At 45.4% G+C, this 22,111-nt stretch carries 16 protein-coding genes; 10 read left to right on the top strand and 6 right to left on the bottom strand.

Features of this window, described 5'->3' with window-relative positions:
* Positions 1 to 177 precede the first annotated feature (177 nt).
* Positions 178 to 1,365 (top strand): iron-containing alcohol dehydrogenase, encoded by a 1,188-nt coding sequence (locus tag ACFI6J_RS14650; RefSeq protein WP_278346129.1) that lies wholly within the window; start codon positions 178 to 180, stop codon positions 1,363 to 1,365.
* Positions 1,366 to 1,468: 103 nt separating this feature from the next.
* Here the strand turns inward: ACFI6J_RS14650 and ACFI6J_RS14645 are convergent, their stop codons facing one another.
* The 4 genes from ACFI6J_RS14645 to ACFI6J_RS14630 all read right to left on the bottom strand — a co-directional run bounded on the left by ACFI6J_RS14645 (position 1,469) and on the right by ACFI6J_RS14630 (position 6,133).
* A complete protein-coding gene (locus tag ACFI6J_RS14645; protein WP_278347136.1) occupies positions 1,469 to 2,236 on the bottom strand; it encodes a 3-hydroxybutyrate dehydrogenase in 768 nt (255 codons plus the stop codon).
* Positions 2,229 to 3,299, bottom strand: a complete 1,071-nt coding sequence (locus ACFI6J_RS14640; protein ID WP_348670551.1) for an extracellular catalytic domain type 2 short-chain-length polyhydroxyalkanoate depolymerase — start codon at positions 3,297 to 3,299, stop codon at positions 2,229 to 2,231. Before ACFI6J_RS14640 ends, ACFI6J_RS14645 begins: the two co-directional genes overlap by 8 nt.
* The gene (locus ACFI6J_RS14635) at positions 3,296 to 4,732 is read right to left on the bottom strand and encodes an E22 family MetX-like putative esterase (RefSeq protein ID WP_348670552.1); all 1,437 of its coding nucleotides are present in this window, start codon (positions 4,730 to 4,732) and stop codon (positions 3,296 to 3,298) included. The genes ACFI6J_RS14640 and ACFI6J_RS14635 overlap by 4 nt, the downstream gene beginning before the upstream one ends.
* 105 nt (positions 4,733 to 4,837) lie before the next feature.
* Complete coding sequence (locus tag ACFI6J_RS14630) at positions 4,838 to 6,133, bottom strand: GntP family permease (protein WP_014976110.1); 1,296 nt, start codon at positions 6,131 to 6,133, stop codon at positions 4,838 to 4,840.
* Positions 6,134 to 6,396: 263 nt separating this feature from the next.
* On the opposite strand from ACFI6J_RS14630, the gene ACFI6J_RS14625 reads away from it, so the two are divergent.
* The 3 genes from ACFI6J_RS14625 (at position 6,397) to ACFI6J_RS14615 (ending at position 10,771) form a co-directional block, all read left to right on the top strand.
* Positions 6,397 to 8,775, top strand: coding sequence for a TonB-dependent receptor (locus tag ACFI6J_RS14625; protein WP_014978851.1), 2,379 nt, complete (start codon positions 6,397 to 6,399; stop codon positions 8,773 to 8,775).
* Positions 8,776 to 9,019: 244 nt separating this feature from the next.
* Positions 9,020 to 9,688, top strand: coding sequence for a response regulator transcription factor (locus ACFI6J_RS14620; protein ID WP_014948967.1), 669 nt, complete (start codon positions 9,020 to 9,022; stop codon positions 9,686 to 9,688).
* A gap of 189 nt (positions 9,689 to 9,877) precedes the next feature.
* On the top strand, positions 9,878 to 10,771 hold the full coding sequence (locus tag ACFI6J_RS14615) for an aspartyl protease family protein (RefSeq protein WP_462586257.1): 894 nt from the start codon (positions 9,878 to 9,880) through the stop codon (positions 10,769 to 10,771).
* Between the two features lie 81 nt (positions 10,772 to 10,852).
* On the opposite strand, the gene ACFI6J_RS14610 is transcribed toward ACFI6J_RS14615, so the two are convergent.
* A complete protein-coding gene (locus ACFI6J_RS14610; RefSeq protein ID WP_348670554.1) occupies positions 10,853 to 14,368 on the bottom strand; it encodes a PAS domain-containing hybrid sensor histidine kinase/response regulator in 3,516 nt (1,171 codons plus the stop codon).
* Between the two features lie 247 nt (positions 14,369 to 14,615).
* Here ACFI6J_RS14610 and ACFI6J_RS14605 point away from each other — a divergent pair, with 247 nt between their 5' ends.
* The 5 genes from ACFI6J_RS14605 to ACFI6J_RS14585 all read left to right on the top strand — a co-directional run bounded on the left by ACFI6J_RS14605 (position 14,616) and on the right by ACFI6J_RS14585 (position 20,532).
* Entirely contained in the window at positions 14,616 to 15,521 is a 906-nt protein-coding gene (locus ACFI6J_RS14605; RefSeq protein WP_101564003.1) for a tetratricopeptide repeat protein, read from the top strand.
* Between the two features lie 211 nt (positions 15,522 to 15,732).
* A complete protein-coding gene (gene grpE / locus ACFI6J_RS14600; protein ID WP_014948971.1) occupies positions 15,733 to 16,356 on the top strand; it encodes a nucleotide exchange factor GrpE in 624 nt (207 codons plus the stop codon).
* A 119-nt stretch (positions 16,357 to 16,475) separates the two neighbouring features.
* Entirely contained in the window at positions 16,476 to 18,404 is a 1,929-nt protein-coding gene (gene dnaK / locus ACFI6J_RS14595) for a molecular chaperone DnaK (protein WP_014948972.1), read from the top strand.
* Between the two features lie 200 nt (positions 18,405 to 18,604).
* Positions 18,605 to 19,735 carry a molecular chaperone DnaJ gene (gene dnaJ / locus ACFI6J_RS14590; RefSeq protein WP_014948973.1) on the top strand — a complete coding sequence of 377 codons (1,131 nt, stop codon included), beginning with the start codon at positions 18,605 to 18,607 and terminating at the stop codon, positions 19,733 to 19,735.
* Between the two features lie 311 nt (positions 19,736 to 20,046).
* The gene (locus tag ACFI6J_RS14585) at positions 20,047 to 20,532 is read left to right on the top strand and encodes a c-type cytochrome (RefSeq protein WP_014948974.1); all 486 of its coding nucleotides are present in this window, start codon (positions 20,047 to 20,049) and stop codon (positions 20,530 to 20,532) included.
* Between the two features lie 116 nt (positions 20,533 to 20,648).
* Here the strand turns inward: ACFI6J_RS14585 and ACFI6J_RS14580 are convergent, their stop codons facing one another.
* Complete coding sequence (locus ACFI6J_RS14580) at positions 20,649 to 20,801, bottom strand: hypothetical protein (protein ID WP_462586256.1); 153 nt, start codon at positions 20,799 to 20,801, stop codon at positions 20,649 to 20,651.
* 101 nt (positions 20,802 to 20,902) lie between these two features.
* Between ACFI6J_RS14580 and ACFI6J_RS14575 the strand changes: the two genes are divergently transcribed.
* Positions 20,903 to 22,111, top strand: a 1,209-nt coding sequence (locus ACFI6J_RS14575) for a hypothetical protein (protein ID WP_462586255.1), incomplete at its 3' end; no start/stop codon positions are given.

Below are 22,111 nucleotides of genomic sequence, written 5' to 3'. Positions count from 1 at the left end.
AGTTCTAATCAGTTTATCACTCATTTCACGTACGGTGATGTTAATAATTAACCATTAACTCTTGGCAATGGAAACAACCACGCATTTGTATGTATTTGGAGGAAAGCTGGAGAGGTAGTGGGGCGGTAACATTATTTTTACATTGTCATTGCTTTGGGCGTTGTACTAGGTATGCTGATGAAAAGAATTCGCAGCGAGGGAAACATGTCTCATCAAATTATTCTGCCAAGAGTGATGCACATAGGGAAAGGGGCGAGTCAGCGGGTTGCTGAAACGCTAAAAGGACTCAACTGCCATAAACCTTTACTGGTTACCGATAAGGTAATGGTTGAGTTGGGATATAGTGCTGCCATAGTACAGGTGCTGGAAGAGGCAGGAATAAGCGCCGATGTATTTTCAGATACGGTACCAGAGCCCACGGTGAGGTCTATTTATCGCGGTGTGGATGCGTTCAAAACCCACGCTTATGACAGCATCATTGCTTTAGGTGGTGGAAGCCCCATCGATAGCGCAAAAGCCATCGCTATTTTGGGTAAGTACGGCGGCGAAATGCGAGACTACAAATTCCCGCGGGTTGTAGATGAAGCGGGACTGCCGATCATTGCTATTCCCACAACAGCGGGAACGGGCTCAGAAGCAACGCGATTTACCATTATCACCGACGAAGATACCACAGAAAAAATGTTGTGTGTTGGTTTAGGGTTTATGCCAACGGCAGCCTTGGTCGATTATTCATTAACGCAAAGTTTGCCTGCCCGCGTGACAGCCGATACAGGCATTGATGCGCTTACTCACGCTATTGAAGCGTTTGTTAGCCGCAAAGCCAATCTTTACAGTGATGCACAGGCGTTATCAGCCATGGCGTTAATTGCGCCTAATCTACGCACTGTATTTGCAGACCCAACAAATGAAACGGCGAGAGAATCAATGATGCTGGGCTCAACGCTCGCGGGCATTGCCTTTTCAAATGCTTCAGTGGCCCTTGTTCATGGAATGAGCCGGCCTATCGGTGCAGCGTTCCACGTGCCTCACGGATTGTCGAATGCCATGTTGTTGCCCGCGGTTACCGCCTTTTCTATTCCAAGTGCATCAGTGCGTTATGCACAATGTGCTCGCGCCATGGGTGTTGCTACGCAAAGTGACTCAGATGAGGTGGCGAATCAAAAGCTTATCAACGAACTAAAAGCACTGAATGCAGATTTGCAGGTACCTACGCCTGCCGACTTCGGTATTGATAAAGAGGCATTTTTTGCATCGACTTCAACAATGGCAGAACAAGCTCTGGCATCAGGCTCACCCGGTAATAATCCACGTGTACCTACCATTGAAGAAATGGTTGCCATTTATGTATCTCTTTGGGAATAGCGTTTTTGCGAAAACATTAAACGAAAAAAAGACTGCTCATTGCAGTCTTTTTTATGTGAAAAGAAATATTCTTTAAAAAACTAAGCGTTAAATCGCTTACGGGTTATCTAGCCGTCCAGCCCCCATCAAGTACCATAGTTTGCCCTGTTATATTGCGAGCACTGGGCGACATTAAGAAGCTTGCGGTATCTGCAAGTTCTTCAACGCTAACAAATTGCTTTTTAGGCATGGGTTCTAACATTATTTTTGTTATTACCTCTTCCTCGGTAAGGTTATTTTCTTTTGCCTGTGCTGCAATTTGTTTCTCCACCAATGGTGTTTTCACATAGGCGGGGCAAAGGGTATTGATAGTTACATCGCAATCTCCTGTTTCAAGCGCGATAGTTTTTGCGAACCCTAACAGCCCATGCTTCGCCGCTACATAAGCAGACTTATAGGGCGAGGCTACCAACGAGTGAATAGATCCTACATTGATAATGCGCCCGTAATTTTGCTTACGCATGGCAGGTAAAAACGTTTGGGTTAAAAGAGCAGGGCCAACAAGCATGATATTTATAAGCTGCTGCCACTTATCTGCAGGGAAGTCCTCGATGCGTGAAACGTGCTGAATACCGGCATTGTTTATAAGCACATCAACGGTATGTTTCCCTAGTACTTCAGGTAGCGCTGCAACTTTCTCTGCATCGCACACGTCTACGGCTACTGCGCTGGCCGAACCGTCTAAATGCGCAAGTCGAGTCACAGCCTCTTTTGCTGCCTGTTCGTTTATGTCGGCGATGATCACATGGTGCCCTTGTTTCATCATTGACTCAGCAATGCCAAAGCCAATGCCGCTTGCTCCACCCGTGATAAATATTGTGCGCTTAGTCATTGTTACTTCCGTTGGATTTATTTAGTGAAGGTGCACTATTTAATGAAAACAGCAGCTGTTTTACTGCGTTTATTTGTGCGCCGTTCCTGTTGGCGTAATTGCCAGAGGCATAGCCCCACCAATCCCAACAGCCTTGTGGATTTAACGGCATGAATAACGACTTCTTAGTTTGCGGATAAAGCACAACAATATGGTTGTCATCAGCCCATTCATTCAGCCCTGTTTGGGTAGTGTAGGCATCGCCTACGGCATCGGCATACTGGTTACAGCCGTGGAAACTAATATGGGCTCTGCATGGCTCGCCTTGTGCACAGCTTTCAGGCACATACACAAAACCTTCGCTTGCTAATGTTTTGGCATCGCCACCCGCTATTTTTTGCTGATCAATTGAATGAATTTGCCCTGACAGTGACTCGTCGGGTGTCGAAACATCTTCAACAAGATGAGAGAGCATGGCACCTGCTGCATCGTAATCGCAGTTTCCAATGAAGGGGCTCTCTGATTTCATGCAGTTAACCCCATTGTTTTTGGTGGGAAAAAGGTGAGCCATCGGTTTGTCATTGATATAGGCAATATTTTGTGTGTCTGTCCACAATTTGTATTGCTCAAATAATAAATCGCTCACTGGTGCAATCACTCTGGTGTCTTGCGTACCGTGAAAAAGCCAGACTTTTGCGTCTTTCATATTGGAAAGCGACGCAATTTTTCCTTCAGTTTCATACTGTTTGGCTTTTTCATTCAGCGCTTCAAGGTTAACTTCTCCCTCTACCTTGTTCACGCACTGTGCCAGGGCAGTGGTTATATCACCTTGTGCACAGAAGTACGGGCCACCAGCAATAACGCCAACGCCTTTTACCCAGTCGCTGTGTGCTAATTGAAATTGTGTTGCCATGTAACCGCCTGACGATAAGCCAGATACGGTAACGTTCTTTAAATCAATGGTGAGTGAAGGAAGCGCGTCTTGCGCAGATGACTCGTTACCGAATACCGGTACACTAACTGCAAGTGCGCTTAATACAGACAGACAAAGCGCGTGGCGTAAAAAGGGGGTAGATTTCATCATTGCATTGCTGCCTTATCATTTTCTAAAAATTGGCGAATAGCCTGAGCCTGAGCGGATACATTCGTCACGCCTTCCAAATGACCTAATTTGCCATTTAGCGTAACCAATGTGCTGTCGTTATTCATTGAAGTTAAACCTTGGTGTGCACTTTGCGATAAGTAGGACATAAGAAGCAAATCAGTTTGAGCTGGAATAAACAGCGTTTTCGCCTTTATCGACGCCAGCCCTTGCTCAAGATTACCTTGATGCCCAGCAACGAAAAGCTGGCAAGCTCGAACCAAGTATAAAAGGTGGTTTGCGTCCATGGATTTTGCCCGGGTCTTTGCTCGCTCACGCAGCCAGTTCACAATACTGTGTGATTGACGTATGTCATTAAGCGGAGCCGACTCAACATTTTTATACCCTAACGTGTTGCCGGTTTGGTTGAAAAAAGAAGGGGTAAGGGCATTTTGCGTAATTAACATGAGCGAGGCAGCTAAGCCATTAAGGGGTGCTTGCTCTTTGGAATAAGCGCCGTTGTTCCAGTTTTTATCTAGAGTGATTGGCGTTGCCCAGTGTTCCAATGCCGCGGTAGTCCATGCATCGCTTTGACCTGCGCCGATAACTGAAATCATACGTTCAACCCAGTCTGGGTAAGCGCTCGCCCAATCGATAGCCTGCATAGAGCCCATAGAAGGCCCAATAACCGCATACAGTTTGCTAATACCTAAACTTTCTAGAAGTGCTTTTTGAACATTGACAAAGTCACGTATTGTCACGACGGGAAAGTCTAAGCCATAGGGTTTACCTGTGTCTGGATTTATTGACGTAGGACCGGTTGTAATAACGTGCGGGTCGTAAGCATTTAGATTGGCCAGCGTATCAACGCTTATTACATAAAATCGGTCTGTATCAATCGCCTTGCCGGGGCCGATAATACTATCCCAGTAGCCTGGCGCTGAATCGTTATCATCGTACTTTCCAGCGGCATGAGAAGATCCAGAAAAATAGTGGGTAATCAGTATAACGTTACTCTTAGCATCATTTAGTGTTCCGTACGCCTCCCAGCCAACTTTTACGTTTTTAATTTGTTTACCACCAAAGGTTGTGAAATGAGGCATTTCAAAAACGCGTTTTTCTACCATCAGCGCAGCATTGGAATGCGAAGCGCTCGGCGAGGAAGAAGCTGCCTCAGACGAAGGTGCTTTTGAAGAACTGAGCAATGACGATGTATCTTCGAGTTCGCCAGCAATGCCCTGACAATGTATCGTCAACATTAGCGTGGCAAATAATCCTACCAATGAGCGCTGTTTTTTAACTAAAAACACCTCAACCAAGTTTGCTAATGCTAACGGTTTCTGTACTCGTTGTGAGCTGAGCTGTTTCAATAGCTTATTGATTCTTTTGCTCTTATTCCACACTAACGTGGAAGCAAGCGTCTTGTTCCAATTCATACTTTCTTATCCCTTTCTCTGGCCGCATTTTTTAGATGGCAATGTTTTGCTAGAGTGACTTATATATCGTGCGGCCTTAGGCCATATCGTTGGCTTTGACTAATGCTACATAATGCTAAACAGGCCAATGGCCATGGCAAGGCCAATAACTGGCACCACAACTGTTAGCGCACCAACCGCCCAGTAGGCAGCCTGATGGGTTTCGTTACAAATGGCGCGTATGGTAGTAACCACATAGCCATTGTGAGGTAACGAATCTAATGCGCCTGATGATATAGACACAATTCTATGTAGCTGTTCTGGCTCTACGCCTTGGTCAAGGTAATGCGGAGCCACCAAGGGTAAGGCAATGGCTTGTCCGCCAGATGCACTTCCTGTTAACCCTGCAATCACGCTTACGGCAATGGCGGCACCAATAAGCTCGTTACCAGGAATTTGGGTCATAAGCGCTACTGTTGTTTGAAACGCTTCGGTGTTTTTTGCTATAGAGCCAAAACCTACAACAGCGGCGGTGTTACCTATGGCGATCAATGCGCCGGTGGTACCCGCATTTATGGCAACCGGTAAACTGTGAAAATGTTTGTAGTTAATCGCCAGCAAACACAGTACGCCGCCGCCTAACGCCAGAATAAGCGCAAGCTGAGCGAGTTCTTCATGGAATAGAAACGAAATGACTAACACCACGACTAACGGCACAATTCCGGTAAGCGGGTGGGGTAGCGCTCTGTCTCGCACTTCAGGGTCGCTTGCTCTGGCTTCAAACACCTCGCCGTTATTAACGGCTTTTCTGATCATCTTAGCAAGCCACCAGTAACCGAAGCATGCCATGAATATGGCGACGACAAGGCTAACTTCCCACGCGGCAAAAGGGGAGGTACCCAAATACTTTATAGGGATCCAGTTTTGGATTTCTGGCGAGCCCGCGGAGGTCATCGTAAATGTTACCGACCCGAATGCCATGGCAGCAGGTATGAAGCGACGGGGTAGGTTGGCATCTTTAAACAAACTCACCGCCATAGGGTAAACAGAAAACGCTACCACAAACACGCTTACACCACCGTAGGTCAAAATAGCGCAAGCTAGCACAACAGCTAATACGGCACGCTTGTAACCAATTTTGGTGATAATCCAGCGAGAAACAGCATCTGCTGCTCCTGTGTCTTCCATGAATTTACCGAATAACGCACCAAGTAAAAACATGAAAAACCAAGAGGCGATAAAGCCAGAGAAACCACTCATATAGGTTTGAACGAAGTTTACGTCGCCGGTGAAGACGCCGATATTATTGGTAATGGCAACTACAAGCGCACACAAAGGTGCAGCAATAAAGAGGTTCATTCCGCGTATTGTCAAAACAATAAGCAACAACAGACCGCCTACTAAGCCAATCATACTTAACATAGTTATTATTCCTTAAAAAATCTGTGACCGCAGATGATCCGAAACAGTTAAGTCGATTTAAGATTTGCTTACACTCAAAACCACAAAGTGTATACAAATCAGATAAAAAGCGTTCATAACAGACATAAAGTTTGACGTTACTTTTATCAAAATCCCATAGTACGATGGTACTACATACTATTAACAATTAATTAACTAAAGTGATTTTGACCGTAGGCAATACATCCGGCAGTGACCAGAACTTAGAACAACAAGGACTCACTATGTCTCAATCAATACACACAAATGGCTTGGTTTTACCCTACCAATCACATTCAGCCTCTGTTAGCACAGTAGAACGCAAAAGCGATTCAGTTAAGCACCCCATGCACAGCCTTTGTGCCCTAGCGGTGGCTAGCGTTTTAAGCACAGCGCCAGTATTCGCTCAGGATAGTCAAGCTGATGCCGATGCCGAAGCGCAAAAAGGAAAATTAGAACGCATTGAGGTGACAGCGCGAAAAACTGTAGAGTCGCTACAGGAAACGCCGGTAGCTATCACGTCTATTGGTGCGGTTGAACTTGGCGAAAAAGGGATTAGCGTGCTGACTGAAGTGCAGCAGTTTTCGCCCAACACTACGCTACAAACTAGTCGCGGTACCAATTCCACCCTGACGGCATTTATTCGCGGATTGGGTCAGCAAGACCCGCTTTGGGGCTATGAACCAGGCGTGGGTATTTATGTTGACGATGTTTATATTGCTCGCCCACAAGGGGCCGTACTTGATTTGTTAGACGTACAGCGTATTGAGGTGTTACGTGGCCCGCAGGGGACGCTTTACGGAAAGAATACCATTGGTGGCGCGGTTAAATACGTTACGAAGGAAATGACCGGCGATACGCAGATGAACGTTGAAGCTACGGTAGGTAGTTACAGTCAGCGTGATATCAAAGTGACAGGTCAAATACCGCTGATTGAAGACACGGTGTATCTAGGCGTGGGTTATGCCAACTTAAACCGCGACGGCTTCGGCGAATATCTGGTAAGCGCGTTGCCCAATCAAGATAAAGAGAACTACAACAAAGATCTCTGGGCAGCCCGTGTAACGCTAGAAGTTCACCCGAGTGAAGATTTGTTTTTCCGTATTGGGTGGGATAAGACCGAAGACACATCAAATGCGAAAGGCGGCTACCGTTTAATCCCAAGTATATTAACTGATGCGCCCGTGCCTGATTCGGTTTTCGATTCGTACACCAGCTTACCTACATGGAATAAAGTCGAGTTAGAAGGCTATAACTGGCTGGCACGATACAGAGTGAATGATGATTTAGAGCTTAAATATATTGGTTCGCATAGAGAGAGCTATTCACCTACCAACATTGATTTTGACAATACGCCTCTGCCTATTTTTGATGTACCGGCAGAGTATGACGACAGTAATGATACTCACGAGATTCAAGCGAATTATACCGGGAACGCGTTTAGCTTAGTGTCAGGGCTCTATTTTTACGATGGTGAGAGTTGCGGTAATTTTGATGCCATTTTAGGTGTGTTAGGTCAATCGCTTGGTGCCTCAGGGTTAACGCGGGAAGTGACGGGTTGTAATAACTCAGAAAGCTGGGCTGCCTATGCGCAGATGAACTATGACGTAACCGATAAGCTATCGCTTTCGCTTGGTGCCCGATACACCGATGAAGAAAAGACCGCGTTTGTAAATAACGGTCTGGTATTCGCCAATGTTTATCCTTATACCGACTGGATTGATGGGTACGTGCGTCCCGACGGACAATTAGTACCTCAAGTACTTGGGACAGACACCGATGGCGATGACGTGTTAGATGCGCCAGCGGTAGAGAGTTGGTCGCGCTTCACCCCTCGAGTGGGCGTGGAGTATCAAATGGACCGCGATACCATGTTCTTCGCGAGCTATTCACAAGGCTTCAAATCGGGCACGTTTAACCCTCGTGCTCAGACTAATGAGCCTGGTGTTGAACCAGAAGTCGTTGACAGCTTCGAAGTGGGTGTGAAGAGTGACTTAACCGACGCACTTCGTATGAATATCACATTGTTCTCTTACGACCACAAAGATCGTCAGTATATTGGTGTAGAAGGAGATTTGTCTGATCCAACAGCCCTCGACCAGCGACTGCGCAATGCTGCAGAAACGGCCGCAAAAGGCGCCGAGTTGGAGATGACGTGGGTAGCCACGGATAACCTTCAGTTTGACGTTGCTTACGGTTATATTGATTTTGAGATTAAGAAAAATAATGCAATCCCTCCGTTGATTGGTCTAGCAAGTACGCCAGAGAATACCTTTAATCTTAATGCCAACTACCTACTAGAAACGAGTTTCGGGGATATTACTTTCAACGCCAACTACTACTATCGCGATGATTATCTTATCTTTGAAACCAGCGATCTTATTCAGCAAGATGCCTATGGTATGGTGAACTTAAGCGCGCGCTGGGAAAGCGTTGAAGGCGACTGGTATGCTGGACTACACGTCAAAAACCTGACCGATGAAGAGTATTTGGTTGGTGGTTATGACTTTGTCACGCAAGACGATGAAGGTAACTTTGGTCCGGGCCTTGGTGGCGATACCACACTTATTGGTTATTACGGTGACCCACGTACAGTTCACCTTACGGTAGGTTATCGATTCTAAACGGTATGTTCTGAAGAAGACTGTCAACACGTTTCACGCCTAGGCCATTGCGCTTAGGCGTGCTCACTTTTGTTCGACCTGTATCGATTTTGTTGGCCGGCGAATATGTCGAGCAGTGAAGGGCGTGGTGCGGAGCCTTACTCAATAACAGATACGCCAATAACAGATACGCCAATAAAATTAACCTTTTTTTACCGGCGTGGTAGTATGTTGATTAACAAGCTAGTTACAAGTTGATAGCATTATGTCTGTGAAAATCTTGATTGCTGACGATCACCCTCTGTTCAGGGCTGCGATGTGCCATGCGTTAGCTAGTGTGGAGCATATCGAACTTGTAGAAACCTCCACGTTCCCCGATACGCTCACTAGTCTTGAAGAAAATGACGACATCGATCTGCTTTTCTTAGATCTCACTATGCCAGGCAATGAAGGGTTAAATGGCCTTGCTGAGGTACATGCGCTCTATCCTGATGTACTTGTTGTTGTTATTACCGCACAAGAAGAGCCTGATGTTATGGCAAAATCGTTTGCGTTAGGCGCAAGCGGTTTTATACCCAAATCAGCTTCGGTCGATTGCATTATTGACGCGGTAAATACGGTGTTAGACGGTGAAACTTGGATCCCGCCTTCAGTTCACAATGCATCAGCTACGATGCCAAATGCCACTGCATCGAATGCGAATGGCCACTCTGGCCAAGATGATTTCACAAACCGATTAAAGCAACTTACCCCTCACCAACTTAAAGTGTTGCGAATGGTATCAGACGGCTTGCTTAACAAGCAGATTGCTTACGAACTGGCCATTTCTGAGTCCACCGTTAAACAGCATGTATCTGCAGTATTGAGAAAGCTTGGTGTTATTAACAGAACCAAGGCCGGTATCGCGTTCAAAAATGCAATGCATTTAAGCTAAACGGAAAGCGATAGACGTCTTCAAGACTATGATCATATTGATATAGTTTAAGCACTAACATGTATTAGATGCTTTCCACTAGATTAGGGATTTTTGCGCGTTCGGTTCATCGTGCTAATTCGATCTCAATCAGCTCATGTGCTAGCGTAAGATTTCAAAGGATTAGTTTACTGGCGTAAAAGGATATTTATGACGCGATTTATTTTACTTTCCCTTCTTTTTTGTTCTTTCAATGCGTTTAGTGCCGTTACAGCATGGACAGATTTCACCCTGGACAACGGTCACGTTTTTTTGCCTGTTACCATAGAAGGCATCGAATCTCGGGTCATGCTGGATTCAGGAGCACAAATAAACAGTATCAATCGCGCGTTTATCGGGAAGCATGATTTAGACCTTGATAAAGGGCGCCCCGTGACCGTTAAAGGGGTGTACGACGTTGAAAGGCGAAACGCTGACAACAATGTAAACGTTGAAATATTTGGTAGTGATTTCGAGCTGGATTCACTTGTCGAATCCAGCTTAGGTCATCACTCTAATGGTATGTTACTGGGGGCAGGTTTTTTCAATAACTTCATCGTTCAATTGGACTATCCCCACAGAAAAATTCGTTTGGTGACGCGTGATTCGATAGATATGGGGGAGGTGGCAAATGTTCGAGCCAACTCTCAACAGGGTAGTGGAATGCCTATCGCGCAAGTAGAAATTAACGGTGTTGCGTTGTGGCTATTAGTCGATACTGGTAACGCCGGTACAATTTTGATTAACCGTCGAGCGGCGTCCAATGTTGGGTTGCTTGAAAAAGTGGAAGGCGCAAGCACGTCATTTGGTGCCAATAGTTCTGTGGTCAATGAGTTCGCTACGTCTGATGTCGTGAAGTTTGGCCCATTCGAGATTAGTGACGTTAAGGTTAGCTTTCCTGCTGAAGGGCAAAAGACAAACTTAGAAAGCCAGTATGAAAGAACGGGTAGCCGGATAGGTGGAAAGCGGGTAGTAGGCTTAATAGGCTATGATTTGTTGAAAGACTTCGTTGTAACACTTGATTATCGTTACGGGAAACTTCACATCGCGTTACCGCAAAAGTAAAACGTATCTTGATGCAAACCAGCTACCAAAAGAAGACGAAATACCTACTGCCGTACTATAAATGCGATCACGAGTTCTCTATTAAACAAGCGATTGCTTTAGCAGTCGCTTAAGTGCCGCAGGCTTTAAGGGTTTTGGCAGGTAGCTAAATTGTTGCTCCGCCGCTTCCTCTCTTATGTCGTTACTTCTGTTGGCAGTGACTAAAATCTTTAAGGCAAAACGCACGTTATTTTCAGAAAGAATCGCTGCAACGTCAAAACCGGTTTCGCCATAATTTAGGTGATAATCGGCGACGAGCACATCAAAGTGTTCTTGTGAAATACTCGACACTTCTGCTCCGCCCGCTATCAATGTTGTACTCCCTCCCCAATCTCTCAGTAAGGTACACATTGCATTTGCCACTTGCTCGTCATTTTCTACAAGTAGAAAACGGGTGTCTTTTAAAAATGCATTGTTGTTTTTATTCGCTGAGTCTAAAAAGGGCATTTGATGGGAGTGCCAGGAGACAGGGCGAGAACGGCTGTCTAATGCGCTTTTTTGAACGCTTACTGAATTATTTGGCGCACTTGCTGAGTTCTTCGTTAATACTGATTTATTAAAAGGGGAGTCAACATGATTAGTGTTACTTGCGTGCGCGGTGGGTATCGAGGCTTCGCTTTGAAATGCTCTAGATACAGCCACACTGAAGCAGCTTCCTTTATTTGGCGATGAAGTCAGTCCGACTTCATGACCGAGTAGTCGACATATCTTATCTACAATAGTCAGCCCTAATCCAATTCCTTCGCCTTTGTTGTTGCTCTCTAGCTGGTGGAATTCACTAAATATTTCATGCTGTTGGTGGACGGCGATACCTAGTCCGGTATCGTAAACACAAAGCTTTATAACCTGCTCGGTATTTGTGACTCTTGTGCGTCTCACGCCCACCAAAATACGGCCTTTTGCGGTATAGCGGACTGCGTTGGACAGCAAGTTTTGAAGCACCCGTCGCAGTAGTACTTTGTCCGAGTACACCATAACTCTGGTCGGTACATACCTGAGCTCAATACCTTTTTGCTTTGCAATGACACTAAATTCCTGCACCAATGAAGACAACATATCACTGACTGGAAATTCAGTCTTTTGAGGGGTAAGCACGCCAGCGTCTAATTTCGTCATATCAAGTAGCATTGAAAGTAAGCTCTGAGCATTGTCCAAAGAATTCACCACGCCTTCAGATAGTGTGGCCAGTTCACTGCCTTGCGTCTTTTTGCTGAGCATGCTGGCAAATAATGTTGCGGCGTTGAAAGGTTGCATGAGATCGTGCCCAGCCGCGGCCAGAAATTTGGTTTTGCTCTCGTTAGCTTTGTCAGCGTGTTGTTTGGCTTCTTCTAATTCTGCTGTACGCTGCGCAACCCTTGCCTCCAAGTCTTCTTTTGCACTTTCTAATTCTTTTTGAATTGCTATGTATTCAGTGATATCGCTATAGGTAGTCACGTAGCCGCCACCAGGTAGCGGCGCGCCGTTAAGTTCAATCACTTTTCCGTCAGGCTGTTTGCGAATATGTTTATGACGGGTGCCTTCCAGCATGTAGCTAACGCGCTTTTCGATAGATGAGGGGCTAAACAACCCTCGGTTTGCGTTGTAGCTAAGTATATCGGTAATGGGCATGCCCGCTTTTAGAAATCCTTTAGGGTAGGCAAATAACTCCACGTAACGTTCGTTCCACGCCAGTAGCTGCAGTTTGTCATCAAGCACACTTATGCCTTGCTCAATGTTTTGCACTGACGATTGAAGTACCTCGTGGTTAAACTGAAATGACTGAGAAGCTTCTTCTACCCAGTCAACCAGTTCTGGAAAGCTATCGCTGCCTGTATCTGCGATGGCACCCAGTAATATACGAGCACTAGGTGCTCCTACTTGTGCGGCAAGCAACTTATTTACCCTGTCGATAAGCGCCTGACTGGCATAACCACTGCTAGCGGCGCGATTGACGTCAACTGATAGCTGCTTAACCAGTTGAGAGTGCGTGGCACTTTCGAGCACACGTTCGGTGAGTGCAATTAAGTCCCTCACTTTTACCAGTAAACGAGGTGTGTCGTGATCTGTTAGGAGTGTATTATTTGGCTTCGTGCCACGTCTTGATGTAATCAATGCAACCGTAACGAATGTTAGGCAATTAGCCAATAAGGAAAAGGCAAAGCCCAAACCAAGCGCTTGGTCAGTGGGTGCTGGGTTGAAATAATAACTCGACAGTAAGCTTGGGTAGAGGAGGAATGCTGCCCAACATGTAAACCCTACCAATAAGGCGCAAATAGCGGCAGCTTTGTTGCTTTTCGTCCAGTAAAGACCAAACATAAGTGCAGGCATGCACTGTGCTAATAATGCTATAGCAATCACCCCGCTTTTAACCAGAGGTGCAGCCTGACTTATATTCAAGTGATACCAGAGCGCAATACTAAGTACGACCACAACGGTAATACGACGTATAGACAGTATTTTGTTTGGCTGCATTGAACGATTGGGCGAAGTCTTTAGTCTCGCTTTTAGCCAAAGTGGCGTGACAACATTGTTCGAGATCATTATTCCCAGCGCCAAGGTTGCAACAATCACCATGCTGGTGGTTGCAGAAAGACCTCCTATGAAAGCAAATGACGACAGCGCGATATTTTCAGCATATAAAGGTAGGGCAAGCACATACGCATCAGAGCTCGTATCCACTGGCAGCAGCATTTTTCCTGCAAGTGCAATAGGAATAATAAAAAGGGTCATGCCAAATAAATAGAGGGGAAATAGCCACCTTGCTGTTCTAAGCTCCCCCTCACCGTTCTGCTCAACGAAGTTCATATGAAACTGTCGTGGCAAAACGAACATAGAGCAAACGCCCAAAACAACATGTGATACATAAACCCAGGGTGCGCTATCAGCATAAATGACTTCTCGAGCACTGGCATTTGAAGCGGCGTTAGACACCAAATCCAACACACCATCAAACAGATAGAAGCAAACGAAAACACCTACAGCGCACAGGGCAACAAGCTTTATAACCGATTCAAACGCTATAGTAAGTAGCAGACCGGGGTGTTTGTCGGTCAAGTTGAGTGTACGGGTACCGAAGATAATGGCAAATAATGCGAGCAAGATAGCTACGTAGATACTTAACCATGGCGTGCTTGTATGCGCGTCGTCAGTCAACAAATTTATTGATTTCGTAATGGCGTCTAACTGCAGGGCAATGTAGGGCACTACACCGAAAAAACACAGTAAAGTGATAAGCGCGGCAATCAAGTGGGAGTGCTGGTATTTAAGTGAGATGAGGTCTGCTAAAGAGCTGATGTTGTGTTGTTGACACAGTCTGCTTATATGAAGCACCACAGGAAACGCAAATGCCATAGTCAGCATAATCCCTAAATAAGTAGGGATAACTGCCCAGCCATATTGTGCTGCTTGAGAGGTAGTGCCGAAAAATGCCCAAGATGTACAATGCACGCCCAATCCAAGGCTGTACAATATTGGGTGTTGCCGGTTGTCACGTAAACGCTTATCGCCCCAAAATGCTAAAGCGAAAAGCGCGAGGAGATAACAACCAACAATAGTGCCAACCGTCCAGATACTTAGCATAGATATTCCGTGTAGTTGAACGCATTTATTAGCGCAATTGAAAGCGCGTTTTATTGTTGATTTACATTAACATAGTTTTCACATGCGAGGTATCTTCTGTTGGCACACAAGCAATATTTCGGAGTTAATTATTTGCAATTTGAACGATAAGTGATAGGTTTTTATACAAGGCGACGTCTTTTTGAGCAGTAGGATTTACACATAAGTCGGTCTTAGCCAATCACCGGAATAATAAAAAGGGAATTTAATGAAACAAAATTCAGCAAGCACACGTATTCTGCGAATCTCACTACTAATTTCAACTATAATATCTGCATCTGTTTGGGCTATTCCGAATCAACCTGAATGTGCAGACGAAGATTGTTCACTTGCTAAGCTGAATACACTTCGAGCTTTGGCGTCCAGAGGTCATGAACAAACCAGCTTCTCCCTTGGCCACATCTTTATGAATCCTGAATCTGGGGTAAAGACAGATTTAGAAAATGCCTATTATTACTTTGATAAGTCTGCCAAACAGGGCTTCCTACCAGCTTACCGACAAGCAGCGGGGATGGCTGCACAGGGAATTGGTACACAAAAGAATATGGCTGAAGCCAAGCGATTGATGAAATTTGCTGCAGATGAAGGCGTTAATAGAACGGCAGAGGAATATGCTGTTCTCGTCTTTTCTGATAATGAATCTACCGACGAAGAAAAAGCGACTGCGGTTGAATTTTTGGAAGCCGAAGTTGAAGAAGGAATGAGCTACCTCGCTAACTATGTATTAGCCGTTCTTTATATCAATGGAGAGTTTGTGGAAAAGGATATAGTGAAAGCGAAGTCTCTATTAGCATTTCCAGCGTCAGGTAAATACGCCAATTCGGTAGAGCTACTTCAACAATTAAGTGGAGAGAAAGTTATAGCGCAGGACAATGAGAACCCTAAGTCTACTGCTGGTCTCGATAGCAGCATTGAAACTATTACGGTGACTGGAATTAGTATCAATATGGGCGATGTTCACGGGTTGATGCTAAGTGAACTCAGAAAGCACCATGGGCAAACGGGAAGCAGGATAAAAGGGAATGGTTGCAAAAGAGGTGACCCTCAGTGTGTTATCCTAGATAGTGGTTCAATACGAACGCCAACATTTTGGCAAGTTGGTACCACTAGGTAACTAAATTAAAAAACTCATTAAAGCGTTAGGAAGCCAAACTTAGTATTGAAGTTTGGCTTTTTTTATATTTTTTTAAAATCACCCACAAAAATAATGTGGATACCCTTGATCACCTTAAATCTAGCCCCATAACTAAGCGCAACAGACTTATTCCCAATAATTTTAACGTTATTGGGCAATGCCTAATTAAGAAAAACGTTTGGAGGTAGGCATGAGCGATAATCGCGACGTGCAGGCAGAACAAGAAAATACAGTTGATCAAACTGTACAAAATGCTGAAGAAGCGCAAGTAGAAGCGTCACAAGCAGAAGGCGTAGAGCTTGATGAAAATGCACAACGCATTTACGAGCTAGAAACGGCACTTTCTGAGGCGCAAGCCACAATCAAAGAGCAGCAAGATGGTGTGCTTCGTGCGCGTGCAGATGCTGACAACGCACGTCGTCGTGCTGAAGGTGAAGTAGAAAAGGCGCGTAAATTTGCCCTTGAACGCTTTGCTGGCGAGTTGCTTCCGGTTATCGATAACCTAGAGCGTGCTATCGAAATGACCGATGGCGACAATGAAGCGGTTAAGCCGCTTTTAGAAGGTGTGGAAATGACCCACAAAACTTTCTTAAGCACTATTGAGAAATTTGGATTAAGCCTTATTGATCCGCAGGGCGAAACCTTCAACCCTGACTTGCATCAGGCAATGTCTATGCAAGAAAGTGCAGACCACGAGCCAAATACGGTGATGGCGGTTATGCAGAAAGGTTATCAAATTAACGGCCGCTTGTTACGCCCTGCCATGGTTATGGTATCGCGTGCGCCAAGTGGTGGTGTGGACACGCAAGCGTAAGTCACGCTTTTTGCGATAAACACACAAAAATGTCAGTTTTTTTACTGGCATCTATTGAAAAGGCTGGGGAATAACCCCACTAAAAGTACAGAATTAAGAAACTTTTTCGGAGACACGAAATGGGTAGAATCATTGGTATCGATTTAGGTACAACGAATTCATGTGTCGCAGTTCTAGACGGCGACAAACCTCGCGTAATTGAAAACGCGGAAGGCGATCGTACAACCCCTTCAATCATCGCTTACACAAACGATGGGGAAACATTAGTTGGTCAGTCTGCAAAGCGTCAGGCGGTAACTAACCCGACTAACACATTATTCGCAATTAAGCGTCTAATTGGTCGTCGCTTTCAAGATAAAGAAGTACAGCGTGACATCGACATCATGCCTTTCAAAATTGTAGGTGCTGATAATGGTGATGCGTGGGTAGAAGCGAAAGGCGAGAAAATGGCGCCTCCGCAGATTTCTGCTGAAGTACTTAAGAAAATGAAAAAGACAGCTGAAGATTATCTTGGTGAAGAAGTTACTGGCGCAGTTATCACTGTTCCTGCTTACTTCAACGATTCTCAGCGTCAAGCAACTAAAGACGCGGGTCGCATCGCTGGTCTTGAAGTTAAGCGTATTATCAACGAGCCAACTGCTGCTGCTCTTGCCTACGGCATGGACAAAAAGCAAGGCGACAACGTTGTTGCAGTATACGACTTAGGTGGTGGTACGTTCGATATCTCTATCATCGAAATCGATGAAGTAGACGGCGAACACACGTTTGAAGTACTAGCAACTAATGGTGATACTCACCTTGGTGGTGAAGACTTCGATAACCGTGTTATCAACTACCTAGTTGAAGAGTTTAAGAAAGACCAAGGCATCGACCTTCGTAAAGATCCGCTTGCTATGCAGCGTCTTAAAGAAGCGGGTGAAAAAGCGAAGATTGAGCTTTCTTCTTCTCAACAGACCGAAGTTAACCTGCCATACATCACTGCAGATGCAACAGGTCCTAAGCACTTAGCTATTAAGCTTACTCGTGCAAAACTTGAGTCTTTGGTTGAAGACCTAGTTAAGAATTCACTTGAGCCGCTTAAGAAGGCACTAGCTGATTCAGATCTTTCTGTAGGCGACATTAACGACATCATCCTAGTTGGTGGTCAAACTCGTATGCCGCTAGTACAGAAGTACGTGACTGAATTCTTTGGCAAAGAGCCACGTAAAGACGTAAACCCTGACGAAGCAGTTGCAGTAGGCGCAGCAATTCAAGGTGGCGTACTTTCAGGTGACGTTAAAGATGTACTACTTCTAGACGTTACACCTCTGTCTCTAGGTATCGAGACTATGGGTGGCGTGATGACTGTGCTTATCGAGAAGAACACGACAATTCCAACGAAGAAGTCGCAAACGTTCTCAACTGCTGAAGACAACCAGTCTGCGGTAACAGTACACGTACTACAGGGTGAGCGTAAGCAATCAAGTGGCAACAAGTCTCTTGGTCAGTTCAACCTAGAAGGTATTCGTCCAGCAGCACGCGGTGTACCGCAAATCGAAGTAACATTCGATCTTGATGCTGACGGTATCCTGCACGTGTCTGCGAAAGACAAAGACACAGGTAAAGAGCAGAAGATCACTATCAAAGCCTCTTCAGGCCTAAGCGATGAAGAAGTAGAAAAAATGGTAGCTGACGCGGAAGCGAATAAAGAGTCTGATAAGAAGTTTGAAGAGCTGATTCAAGCGCGTAACCAAGCTGACGGTATGGTTCACGCCACACGTAAACAGCTTGAAGAAGTTGGCGATGCACTAAGTGCAGAAGACAAAGCGCCAATCGAAGAAGCACTTTCAGCACTTGAAACTGCAGTTAAAGGCGAAGACAAAGCGGACATCGAAGCGAAAACGCAAGAGCTTATCCAAGCATCTAGCAAGCTGATGGAAGCGGCGCAAGCTCAGCAAGCTGCAGCCGGTGGCGCAGAAGGTGCAGAGCAGCAAGCATCTTCTGGTAAAGCAGACGATGACGTTGTTGACGCTGAATTCGAAGAAGTGAAAGACGACGACAAGAAGTAAACTGTTGTGTCAGGCCCGTTACTTAGCATGTTAGCGGGCCGTGTAAGCAGTTCAGGCGCAGCAGGAATTTCTTGTTGCGCCTTTGTTGTGTAAATGACTTGGCTTTATTGAATGTGTGTTCAGGTTATTTTCACAACAGTCAGATGTAGATTCGATGAGCATAAAATGCTTATCGACAAAAAGTAGGATATGTAAACGATATGTCGAAACGAGACTACTACGAAGTACTCGGGGTAGATAAAAGCGCAGGCGAACGCGAAATTAAAAAGGCGTATAAGAAGCTGGCGATGAAATATCACCCTGACCGTACGCAAGGCGATAAAGGCCTGGAAGATAAATTTAAAGAAATCCAGGAAGCCTACGAAATTCTGTCAGATTCGCAGAAACGTGCAGCATACGACCAATATGGCCACGCGGGAGTAGATCCTAACCGTGGTGGCGGTGGCTTCGGTGGTGGTGCCGATTTCGGCGATATTTTTGGTGATGTATTTGGTGATATCTTCGGCGGTGGCCGAGGAGGTCGTCAATCTCGCGCACGTCAAGGTTCAGACCTCCGCTACAACTTAGAGCTAACGCTTGAAGAAGCGGTTCGTGGCAAGAGCGTAGATATTCGCGTACCAACTTTGGTCGAGTGTGAAGTCTGTGATGGTTCTGGTGCGAAGAAAGGCTCTTCACCTAAGACCTGTCCAACCTGTCACGGCAATGGCCAAGTTCAAATGCGCCAAGGTTTCTTTGCTGTTCAGCAGACTTGCCCTACGTGTTCGGGCAAAGGCAAGATCATTGAAGATCCTTGTAACAGCTGTCATGGCCACGGTCGTAAAGAAAAGACTAAGACCCTTAACGTTAAAATTCCAGCTGGCGTAGATACCGGTGATCGTATTCGTCTATCAGGCGAAGGTGAAGCTGGAGAGAACGGTGCACCTCCAGGTGATTTATACGTTCAGGTCCACGTACGTGAGCACGATATCTTTAAGCGCGATGGCAACAATTTGTACTGTGAAGTACCGTTGAGCTTCACTACGGCAGCCCTTGGCGGCGAGCTAGAAGTGCCAACGCTAGATGGGAAAGTAAAACTGAAAATCAGCCCTGAAACGCAGACTGGCCGAATGTTCCGTCTACGTGGTAAAGGTGTTAAATCAGTGCGAAGCGGTGCCATGGGCGACTTAATGTGTAAGGTTGTGGTCGAAACACCAGTAAACTTATCATCTCGCCAAAAAGAACTACTTCAAGAGCTTGAAGAGTCGATGGGTAAAGCGTCAAGTAAGCATAGCCCGAAAGCGCAAGGCTTCTTTGACGGCGTTAAAAAGTTCTTTGACGACTTAACGAACTAATTGCTTAGTAGTACATACTTCATTTGAAAGCCCTCAGTTGAGGGCTTTTTTATTTTTGAAAGGCACTTAAACGCGCTCTTATGAGTGGCCAGTTATCCATGCAGATTGGTATTTGTAATAGAAAGTGCTCACTTTAAGAAGGAAAGGGGGAGTTAGTCTTTTCTTTACTTACTTTTACCGCTAAAAATCTTGCGCATCATCCGACTATTCGTCACGATAACCCTAGTATCGGGACTTTTAGCTTGCAGATCACAAGGCTTAAAAGCCCGTTTGAGACCAATGAATAATATTTACCTAACAAGGGAACAGGCATGAAATTTTCAAGTAAATTGCTACTGAGCGCTGCCACGGCAGGCGCAATCTTATCAGGCTCGGTATTAGCTGCTGACGTGACAGAAGCAACGTCAGAAAAACACGCGGGAGCTGCAACACAATATCGCCAAGCCGTTTTTCAGTTAGTACGCAGTAACATGGGACCGTTAGGTGGCATGGCAAAAGGTGCTCTACCATTTGACGAAAGCGTTATGGAAACAAATGCCGTACGTCTAGAACAACTTGCTGACATGATGGGCGATTATTTATCAGTTGATACCCGTAAGTTTGACGTTGAAACTGGCGCAAAAGATGAAATTTGGGAAAATTTCTCAGATGTAGAAAAGAAAGTGATGGCACTTAAAACGGCAGCGCAAGGGCTTCAAGCAGCTGTTAAAGCGGGTGATGAAAGCGCGTACAGAGGTGCAATCGGTAAAATTGGTGCAAGTTGTAAATCATGCCATGACGACTATAAGAAGGACTAGCCCAAGCTTGTTTTTCAACACGTGAAAGCGCTCTAATATCGGGTCAGTAAGAATGTACCTATTGCATTTTACTGACCCAAAACCTCGATTAGTACTTCGATGTGTTAATTAGTATTTTATAATTCAATCATACAGATAAATTGAGAGTGGCGCTGAAGCGCAGACTCGCAACCTTCCTCAAACAGTAGTGTACTTTTTCGTCCAGGGCTTTGTAGGTAATAAGCATCAGGCATCGCCCCACACTTAGCCACCTCAGAAATTGACTTCATTATAGCCTTGTAGAACGTGTCTACGAGAGTACATCGTTAAGAACCATACGCTGTGGTATATTCGTAAGTGCTTAACAACAGATTTTTAATATGGAGATAAGATGCGACCCTCGCTAACGTATGTAGGTACACTGGACGATGTTGTAGAGCGTTTTCCTTGGCAATTCGACGCTGATATAAACTACTTTAATCAATTGCTAGTGAGGAAGGCTATATTAGGAGAGAAGATACTTATCAATGATGGGTATTTACTTAATAATAGTGCGGCAAGGCAAGCTATTCTAAACCCCAGTTGTTCTCCGCTCACGTCACTAATCGAGCAAGGTTTTGTAAGGATCTTATCGCGGAACGCCGATTTAGTCTCCTTACCAGAGAAAATGGCGGATCAAGGTGTTGCCAGTTTCAACGTTTTGAAAAATTCTGCCGAATGGCCAAGTTTGAAGCGAGAATTACGTAAGTGGCAGCCACTGTTAGAAGAAACGGATAATTTTATACCTTGGCCAGAAAAACACATCAGTCATGGCTTTGATCAAATGATCATGCGGTTGGCTGAACGCACACCAGAAGACTTATCAATTGGCAGTGTCAGTCATGACCAGTGGCGACGAGTGTTTGATTTGTATGAACAATCAAATCGATACGACAAAGAGGCTACCCGAACCCGTTGGGAGTCTGCGGTCACTGAGTGCTTAGCTGATAACCATCAAGGGCGTCTAGCTATGATGCACCTGGCCTGTGAGGCGTATCACTACAATTTCGGTGTTTGCTTGGGCAGCCAGACGTCTTTGTCGAAACAGCAAATTTTGGTCGAAACACGGTTTAGCTCAGCGTTTGCTGATTTATCCAAAGTAGATCAAGAGTTACAAATGCAGCACGTTTCAATACCCGGATTGCGTGTACCGCAAAATATATCAATGAATAGCGGGCCAAAATGGGCGGAACTAGTATCTCCGTTTAGCGATGTCGGCAAACAGTTGAGAGCATACCGTCAAGCTCAAGATGACTATTTTTCTGGGCAAGGTACAGAAGAGTGTTTAACTGCTGAGGCTCGTGCCTATTCGAAGCAGTTGTCATCGTTGTTTGGTGAAAAGCAATCGGAATCTGCAGTCGCGAGGGTCGCTATTGGCGTAGGCTTTTTCGCTGCGGGTCTTATGGCGGCGGGTCCAGAAGTAGCGGCAGTCCTTTGGCTGACAGAAAATTACTTGTATCCGACAATAACGCGTAAATTCAAGTTGCGTGACCGTGAATTTTTTAGCAAGAATACAGCCCTTCCCACGCAAACTGTTTCTAGCGCGCTAAGCTCAGTAGTG

It is taken from the genome of Alteromonas sp. G4i13, assembly GCF_054960505.1.
Note: the sequence above shows the minus strand (reverse complement) of the source record. Positions and strands in the feature narration are given on the sequence as shown.